Raw genomic sequence first — 7,091 nt, forward strand, 5'->3', positions numbered from 1 at the left:
CGATGCCGCCGCAGGAGCCGCGCAGGGTCTTGCCGGCGAAGATGGCCCCGATGGCCATGCCGAACATGACAGCGCCGAGGACGCCGATGGTGAGCAGGATCGTGGTCATGGCGGGTCCAGGGTGGCCGCTTCGGCGTTGCGGTGCAAGCGGGTGAAGGCGGGGCTCTCGCGCTCGTGGAGGGTGCCGTCGGGGTCGCGGACGAGGAACAGGGCGGGGATGCTGCGCTGCGTGGCGAGCCCCAGGCCGGCGTCGGGGCCGAGGACGTTGAGGGCGGTGGCCCAGCCGTCGGCGAGCATGGCGCTCGGCTGAAGCACGCTGACCGAGGCGAGGTGGTGGGCGATCGGGCGCCCGGTTCGCGGGTCGATGGTGTGTGAGCGGCGGACGCCGTCGACCTCGTAGTAGTTGCGGTAGTCGCCCGAGGTGGCGAGGGCCTGGTCCTCGACGGCGAGCATGCGCTGGACGACGCCGCCGCTGCTGTCGGGGCGCTCGACGCCGAGGCGCCAGGGGCCGCCGTGGCCGGCGCGACCGCTGGCCATGATCTCGCCGCCGACGTCGACGAGGGTGCGGGTGAAGCCGAGCTCTCGGAGGCGGGCGGTGATGCGGTCGGCGGCGTGTCCGGGGGCGATCGCGGAGAGCTCGAGGTGGAGGGTGGCGGGGTCCTTGCGGAGCGTGCCGGTGGCGAGGTCGACGGTGAGGTGTTGCCAGCCGATGCTGGGCTTGAGGGCGTCGAGCTGGGCCTGGGTGGGCTCGGGGGCGTTGGCTTCGCGGCCCTGCGGGCCGAAGCCCCAGGCGGCGATCAGGGGGGCGACGGTGACGTCGAGGGCGCCGTCGCTGGCGGCGCTGATCTGGTTGGCGGCCTGGACGACGGCGAGGAAGCCGGGCGAGGCGGGGAAGGGGGTGGTGTCGGCGTGGGCGTTGAAGCGCGAAATCTCCGAGTCCGGGCGCCAGGTCGACATCTGGCGGTCGACCTCGGCGAGCTCCTCGGCGATCGCGGCCTCGATCTGGCGCTGCTCGGACGCGCTGAGTGGGGCGACCACGGTGACCTTGTAGGTCGTGCCCATGGTCGGGCCGGAGAAGGTGAGCGAGGGGGGTTGTTGCGTCGGCCTGCTCGAGGCCGGTGGTCGCGGCCACATGCGCCAGGCGCTGAGGGCGACGAAGCCGACGAGCAAGAGCGGGAGCAGGACCTTCGCCCTGCTCCCGTACTTGTCCCTGAGGGGATCAGACATTGATCACGCCGGGGCGATCAACCACCGAAGTCGTCCATCATGATGTTCTCGGGTTCGACGCCGAGGTCGATGAGCATCTTGGTGACGGCGACGTTCATCATCGGCGGGCCGCAGATGTAGAACTCGCAGTCTTCGGGGGCGGGGTGGTTCTTCAGGTAGTTCTCGAACAGGACCTGGTGGATGAAGCCCTTGTAGCCGGTCCAGTTGTCCTCGGGCTTGGGCTCGGAGAGGGCGAGGTGCCACTTGAAGTTGGGGAACTCGCGCTGGATGGCGTCGAAATCCTCGACGTAGAAGGCCTCGCGCATGGAGCGGGCGCCGTACCAGAAGCTGACCTTGCGGTCGGTCTTGAGGCGCTTGAACTGGTCGAAGATGTGGGAGCGCATCGGGGCCATGCCGGCGCCGCCGCCGATGAACACCATCTCGTTCTTGGTGTCGCGGGCGAAGAACTCGCCGAAGGGGCCGGAGATGGTGACCTCATCGCCGGGCTTACGGCTGTAGATGAACGAGGACATGATGCCGGGGGGGGCATCGGGGACCTTCGGGGGCGGCGTGGCGATGCGGACGTTCAGCATGATGATGCCGAACTCCTCGGGGTAGTTGGCCATCGAGTAGGCGCGGGTGACGGTCTCGGTGACGGTCGAGACGTAGCGCCAGAGGTTGTACTTGTCCCACTCGTCGCGGTACTGGTCCTCGATGATCATGTCCGAGTACTTGGCCACGTGGGGCGGGCACTCGATCTGGATGTAGCCGCCGGCGCGGAAGGGGACGACCTCGCCCTCGGGGAGGGCCAGGACGAACTCCTTGATGAAGGTGGCGACGCCGTCGTTGGACTTGACGTGGCACTTCCACTTGCGCACGCCGAAGATCTCCGCGTGGACCTCGATCTCCATGTCCTGCTTGACCTTGACCTGGCAGGACAGGCGGCAGCCCTCGCGGGCCTCGCCCTTGGAGATGTAGCCGAGCTCGGTGGGGTTGATGGTGCCGCCGCCGCTCTTGACGATGACCTTGCAGACGCCGCACGAGCCCTTACCGCCGCAGGCGGAGGGGATGAAGATCTTGTTGCTGGCCAGGGTGTTGAGCAGCGTGTTGCCGGCGGGGACCCGCAGCGAGTGGTTGGGGTCGTGGTTGATGCCGATCGTGACGGCCTCGCTGTTGACCAGCCGGGCCTTGGCGGCCAGGAGGACGAACACCAGGGCCAGGATCACGAACGTGAACATGGCCACGCCGAGGATGATGATGGTGGACATCGCGGTGGTCCTCCTAGATCTGGGAGCTAGAGCTGGATGCCGGAGAAGGCGAGGAAGCCGATGGCCATCAGGCCAGCGAGGATGAAGGCGATGCCGAGGCCACGCAGGGCGTGGGGACGTTGCTGTAGCGCATCTTCTCGCGGATGGCGGCCAGGGCGACGATGGCCATGGCCCAGCCGATGCCGGAGCCGATGCCGTAGACGGCGGCCTCGCCGAAGTTGTAGTCGCGCTGCGCCATGAACAGCGAGGCGCCCAGGATGGCGCAGTTGACCGCGATGAGCGGGAGGAACACGCCCAGCGCCGCGTAGAGCTTGGGGGCGAAGCGGTCGACGGCCATCTCGACGACCTGGACCACGGCGGCGATGGTGCCGATCTGGACCAGGAAGGAGAGGAAGCTGAGGTCGACGCTGGCGAGATCGGGCGAGATCCAGGCCAGGGCGCCTCGCGGAGCAGCGAGGCGAGGATCGGCTGGTTGAGCGGGACGCAGACGGCGAGCACGAAGATGACGGCGGCGCCGAGGCCGATGGCGGTCTCGACCTTCTTGGACACGGCCAAGAAGGAGCACATGCCCAGGAAGAAGGCCAGGGCCATGTTCTCGACGAAGATCGACTTGACCGCGATGTTGAGGAGATGCTCGAACATATGGTTACTCCTTCTCCATCTGGGCCGGCTTGGCGGTGCGCAGGATCCAGATCATGATGCCGATCAGGAAGAAGGCCGAGGGCGGCATGAGCATCATGCCGTTGGTGTAGTACCAGCCGCCGTCGTTGACGGTGCTGAAGATCTCGATGCCGAACAGCTTGCCGGAGCCGAACAGCTCGCGGATAAAGCCGATGCCCATCAGCACCATGCCGTAGCCGAGGCCGTTGCCGATGCCGTCGAGGAAGGAGATGCCGGGCTTGTTGGCCATGGCGTAGGCCTCGGCGCGGCCCATGACGATGCAGTTGGTGATGATGAGGCCGACGAAGACCGACAGCTGCTTGCTGATCTCGAAGACGAAGGCCTTGAGGATCTGGTCGGTGACGATCACCAGCGAGGCGATCACCGTCAGCTGGACGATGATGCGGATGCTGTTGGGGATGTAGTTGCGGATCAGGCTGATCGCCAGGTTGGAGAAGGCGGTCACGACCGTGAGGCCGATCGACATGACGAGCGCCGTCTCGAGCTTGGTGGTCACCGCCAGAGCCGAGCAGATGCCGAGCACCTGCAGGGCGATGGGGTTGTTGTTGAAGAGGGGGTCGAAGAGGACGCCCTTGGTCTGCTTGTCCATGGGTCTAGCTCCTCCCCTGGGACGCCTTGAACTTGGCCATGTAGGGGCCGAAGCCGTCCTTGCCGAACCAGAACTTCATCAGGTTGCTGACGCCGTTGCTGGTGATGGTGGCGCCGGACAGGCCGTCGACGTGGTGGGGGTCGGTCTTGGGGTCGCCGGCGTTGCCCTTGATGACGCTGAGGGCGGGCTGGCCCTTGTCGTCGTAGATCTTGCGACCGGGCCACAGGGCCTTCCACTTGGGGTTGTCGACCTCGCCGCCGAGGCCGGGGGTCTCGGCGTGGGCGTAGAAGGTGATGCCCTTGATCGTGTTGGCGTCCTTGTCGACGGCGAGGTAGCCGTAGAGGACGGACCACAGGCCGTAGCCCTCGATCGGGAGGATCAGGGTGTCGGTCTTGCCGTCCTTGAGGACGTGGTAGACGAGCGCGTTGTTGGGCAGGCGGAACACCTTGGCGGCGTTCTCGGGGGCGGTGGTGCTGGTGGCCGGGTCTTTGCGCGCGGCGCTGGTCGAAGGTCTCGGCCTTGATGGCCTTGTCCTCGGCGCCGGTCTTGAGGGTGATGACCTCGCGGCGGATGTTCTTGGTGAACAGGGCCGTGACCTCTGGGGGTGGCCTGTTGACCGGGCTTCATCAGGCCGGCGACCAGGAGGACCTGCTTCTGCTGGTCGAGGACCTTGTTCTGGGCCTGGCGCGGCCCGAGGGCGACGGCGGCCCCGGCGACGCCGATGCCGCAGATGACGCAGACGGCGACGGCGAAGCCGATCGTGTAGCCAGTACTATCGCGTGCCATAGAGAGCCATCCTCCGCTTGATGTTGGCCTGGACGATGAAGTAGTCGATGAGCGGGGCGAACATGTTCATGAACAGGATCGCCAGCATCATGCCCTCGGGGTAGGCCGGGTTGATGACCCGGACCAGGACCACCATGAAGCCGATGCCGAAGCCGTAGAAGACCTTGCCCCACGCGGTGAAGGCCGAGGACACGGGTCGGTGGCCATGGAACACGGCGCCGAAGGCCCAGCCGCCGAGCACGAAGTGCCACATCGGCGGAGGCCGAACAGGGAGTTGGTCGGTGAGCCGATCAGTTGAGCAGCGAGGCGGTGGCGAAGGTGCCGAGGGCGACGCCGAACATCGTCCGCCACGAGCCCACACCCGTGATGATCAGGATGGCGGCGCCGATGAGGCAGGCGAGGGCGGAGGTCTCGCCCATCGAGCCCGCCCGAGCGCCGATGAAGGCGTTCCACCAGGTCGGTGGGCCATCATCGCCGGGGTGTTGGCGGCGGCCTGGGACAGGGCAGTGGCGCCGGACAGGCCATCGGCGAGGGCGGCCGGGGTGGCGAGGTTGGCGGCGATCCAGGGGCCGTCGCCCGAGATCTGGCCGGGGTAGGCGAAGAACAGGAAGGCGCGGGCGACCAGGGCGGGATTCAGCACGTTCATGCCGGTGCCGCCGAAGACCTCCTTGCCGATGACGACGCCGAAGCTGATGCCGAGGGCGACCTGCCACAGCGGGATCGTGGGCGGAGGGTCAGCGGGAACAGCAGGCCGGTGACGAGGAAGCCCTCGTTGATCTCGTGCTTGCGGGCGATGGCGAAGATGACCTCGGCGTGGCCGCCGACCAGCATCGTCACCAGGTAGACCGGCAGGAAGTACAGCGCGCCGTGGATCATGCACGCGAGGATGCTGGTCGGGTCGAAGGCGAAGCCGAGCGCGGTGTACAGCCAGGTTCGCCAGTTGGCCAGGGCGCTGGCGCCGTGGGCGATGGCGTTGTTGGCCTGGAAGCCGGTGTTGTACACGGCGAACAACACGCAGGGCAGCAGCGCGACGACGACGGTGATCATCATCCGCTTGAGGTCGATGGCGTCGCGGACGTGCGACGACGCCTTCGTGACGTCCGGCGGTACAGGAAGGTAGTCGGTGGCCTCGTAGAGCGGGTAGAGCTTCTCGAGCTTGCCGCCCTTGTGGAACGGCTTTCGGCCTTGTCGAGCAGGTTGCGCAGGAACTGCATGGGTGTCAGCCCTTTCTCGATCTCGCTGAGGTTCTTGCGGAGACGACCCCGAAGTCGGCCTTGCCGGGGTCGACGAAGTGAGCGCGAGGTCCTCCTCGTCGAGCCTCGAGCGCGCCGAGCTGGATGGCGCGGTCGGTGTCGCCGACCAGGAGGGAGCGCAGGAGGAAGGTCGGGTGGATGTCGAGCGGCACGATTCGCTCGTACATGCCGATCGGGACCATGGCCCGGGCGAGCCGTTGGGGGTGGTGGTCATGGCGAACTTCTTGCCGAAGAGCTTGCCGAGAAGCCGAAGTAGCCCGGAATGATGGAGAAATTTCCGGTGCCTGGGGCCAGCCAGCCGAGCAACTCGCGGTGCCGACCCTCGAGCAGGGCGGAGACCTGATGTGGTAGCGGCCGAGGAAGCCGAGGGCCTCGCCGCTGGCGTGGCGGCCCGAGAGCACCGAGCCGGAGGACGACGCGGTTCTCGGGCTTGAGCTCGCCCCCGCGGTGAGCTCTAGTCGAGGCTGGCGCCGAGCTGGGTGGCGAGCAGGCGGGGGCGTTCCACGACGGGGCCGGCGAGGCTGACGACGCGGCGGGAGTCGAGCTGGCGGTGGCGAACAGGACGCCGACGGCGACGACGTCCTGGTAGCCGATGTGCCAGGCGACGCGCTCGCGGTCGACGGGCGAGAAGCATGTGGATGTAAAAGGTGCCGACGTTGCCGGCCGGGTGCAAGTCGTCGAAGTCCTCGACCTGGATGCCACTGAGCTTCCTCGATCTGCAGCTTGTTGACTTGCAGAGGAAGGTCCGGGGGCGAGCTTGCTGTGTCACCGGCACGAGGCCGCGCTTGAAGTCAGCCTCTTGCCCTTTGAGCACGACGGCGACGTAAAACGGCGGCGTGGGGTTGGTGTCGACGGCGGGTGACGAAGAGGGCGCGGGGGCGGCCGTCCGGCGGGCAATGCGGGAGAAGGGGCGCATGCGCAGGGCGTCCACAGACCCGACTTCGAGCAGGAGGCCTGACGCCGTCGGCGCTGGAGCGGTCTTCCGGGCGGTGCCGGCGGTGGTGGAGTAGCTGGCGAACTGGACTGGTCGTCGGAACCGTCGGGCCTGGATGAGACCAGGGACAGGAAGGCCCGGCCGCCGTGGCGGTGGATGGCGTTGCACGCGGCAGCCGGCGGCGGGGCGGGTGGAAGCGGACGGGGCCTTTGCGGTCCTCGAACAGGAGCTGGGTCGCGTTTGACCTTGCCGCCGACCTGGCCTCCATCTGGGCTTCATGCCGATGTAGTCGGCGCGAGGAGGGCGACGCAAGCCGGCGGCCGCGGGGGCGATGGTCTGCCGGTGGGTCGCCGGCGATGGGCAGGTCGAGGCCC

Annotated in this window: 6 protein-coding genes and 2 pseudogenes; all 8 read right to left on the reverse strand. The window is 67.6% G+C overall.

Features of this window, described 5'->3' with window-relative positions:
- Positions 1 to 105: 105 nt before the first annotated feature.
- The 8 genes and pseudogenes from IPJ59_RS33470 to IPJ59_RS33515 all read right to left on the reverse strand — a co-directional run bounded on the left by IPJ59_RS33470 (position 106) and on the right by IPJ59_RS33515 (position 6,996).
- Entirely contained in the window at positions 106 to 1,227 is a 1,122-nt protein-coding gene (locus IPJ59_RS33470; protein WP_293275367.1) for an FAD:protein FMN transferase, read from the reverse strand.
- Positions 1,228 to 1,244: 17 nt separating this feature from the next.
- The gene (gene nqrF / locus IPJ59_RS33475) at positions 1,245 to 2,474 is read right to left on the reverse strand and encodes an NADH:ubiquinone reductase (Na(+)-transporting) subunit F (RefSeq protein WP_293275369.1); all 1,230 of its coding nucleotides are present in this window, start codon (positions 2,472 to 2,474) and stop codon (positions 1,245 to 1,247) included.
- 26 nt (positions 2,475 to 2,500) lie between these two features.
- A pseudogene (gene nqrE, locus IPJ59_RS38460) lies at positions 2,501 to 3,116 on the reverse strand (NADH:ubiquinone reductase (Na(+)-transporting) subunit E).
- Positions 3,117 to 3,120: 4 nt separating this feature from the next.
- Entirely contained in the window at positions 3,121 to 3,744 is a 624-nt protein-coding gene (locus tag IPJ59_RS33485; RefSeq protein ID WP_293275372.1) for an NADH:ubiquinone reductase (Na(+)-transporting) subunit D, read from the reverse strand.
- A 4-nt stretch (positions 3,745 to 3,748) separates the two neighbouring features.
- Entirely contained in the window at positions 3,749 to 4,189 is a 441-nt protein-coding gene (gene nqrC, locus IPJ59_RS38770) for an NADH:ubiquinone reductase (Na(+)-transporting) subunit C (RefSeq protein WP_463673385.1), read from the reverse strand.
- Positions 4,190 to 4,516: 327 nt separating this feature from the next.
- Positions 4,517 to 5,744: pseudogene (locus IPJ59_RS38465) on the reverse strand (NADH:ubiquinone reductase (Na(+)-transporting) subunit B).
- A 5-nt stretch (positions 5,745 to 5,749) separates the two neighbouring features.
- Complete coding sequence (locus IPJ59_RS33510) at positions 5,750 to 5,950, reverse strand: hypothetical protein (RefSeq protein WP_293275378.1); 201 nt, start codon at positions 5,948 to 5,950, stop codon at positions 5,750 to 5,752.
- Between the two features lie 287 nt (positions 5,951 to 6,237).
- Positions 6,238 to 6,996, reverse strand: a complete 759-nt coding sequence (locus IPJ59_RS33515; RefSeq protein WP_293275381.1) for a hypothetical protein — start codon at positions 6,994 to 6,996, stop codon at positions 6,238 to 6,240.
- Positions 6,997 to 7,091: the final 95 nt, after the last annotated feature.

This window comes from Nannocystis sp., assembly GCF_016714285.1.
Taxonomy (GTDB): Bacteria; Myxococcota_A; Polyangia; order Nannocystales; family Nannocystaceae; genus Nannocystis.

Excerpts from the sequence above, each read along its gene's own strand:
- IPJ59_RS33515 (WP_293275381.1), bottom strand. The coding sequence starts at position 6,996 with ATGAAGCCCAGATGGAGGCCAGGTCGGCGGCAAGGTCAAACGCGACCC.
- IPJ59_RS33470 (WP_293275367.1), bottom strand. The coding sequence starts at position 1,227 with ATGTCTGATCCCCTCAGGGACAAGTACGGGAGCAGGGCGAAGGTCCTG.
- IPJ59_RS33510 (WP_293275378.1), bottom strand. The coding sequence starts at position 5,950 with ATGTACGAGCGAATCGTGCCGCTCGACATCCACCCGACCTTCCTCCTG.
- IPJ59_RS33485 (WP_293275372.1), bottom strand. The coding sequence starts at position 3,744 with ATGGACAAGCAGACCAAGGGCGTCCTCTTCGACCCCCTCTTCAACAAC.
- nqrF (WP_293275369.1), bottom strand. The coding sequence starts at position 2,474 with ATGTCCACCATCATCATCCTCGGCGTGGCCATGTTCACGTTCGTGATC.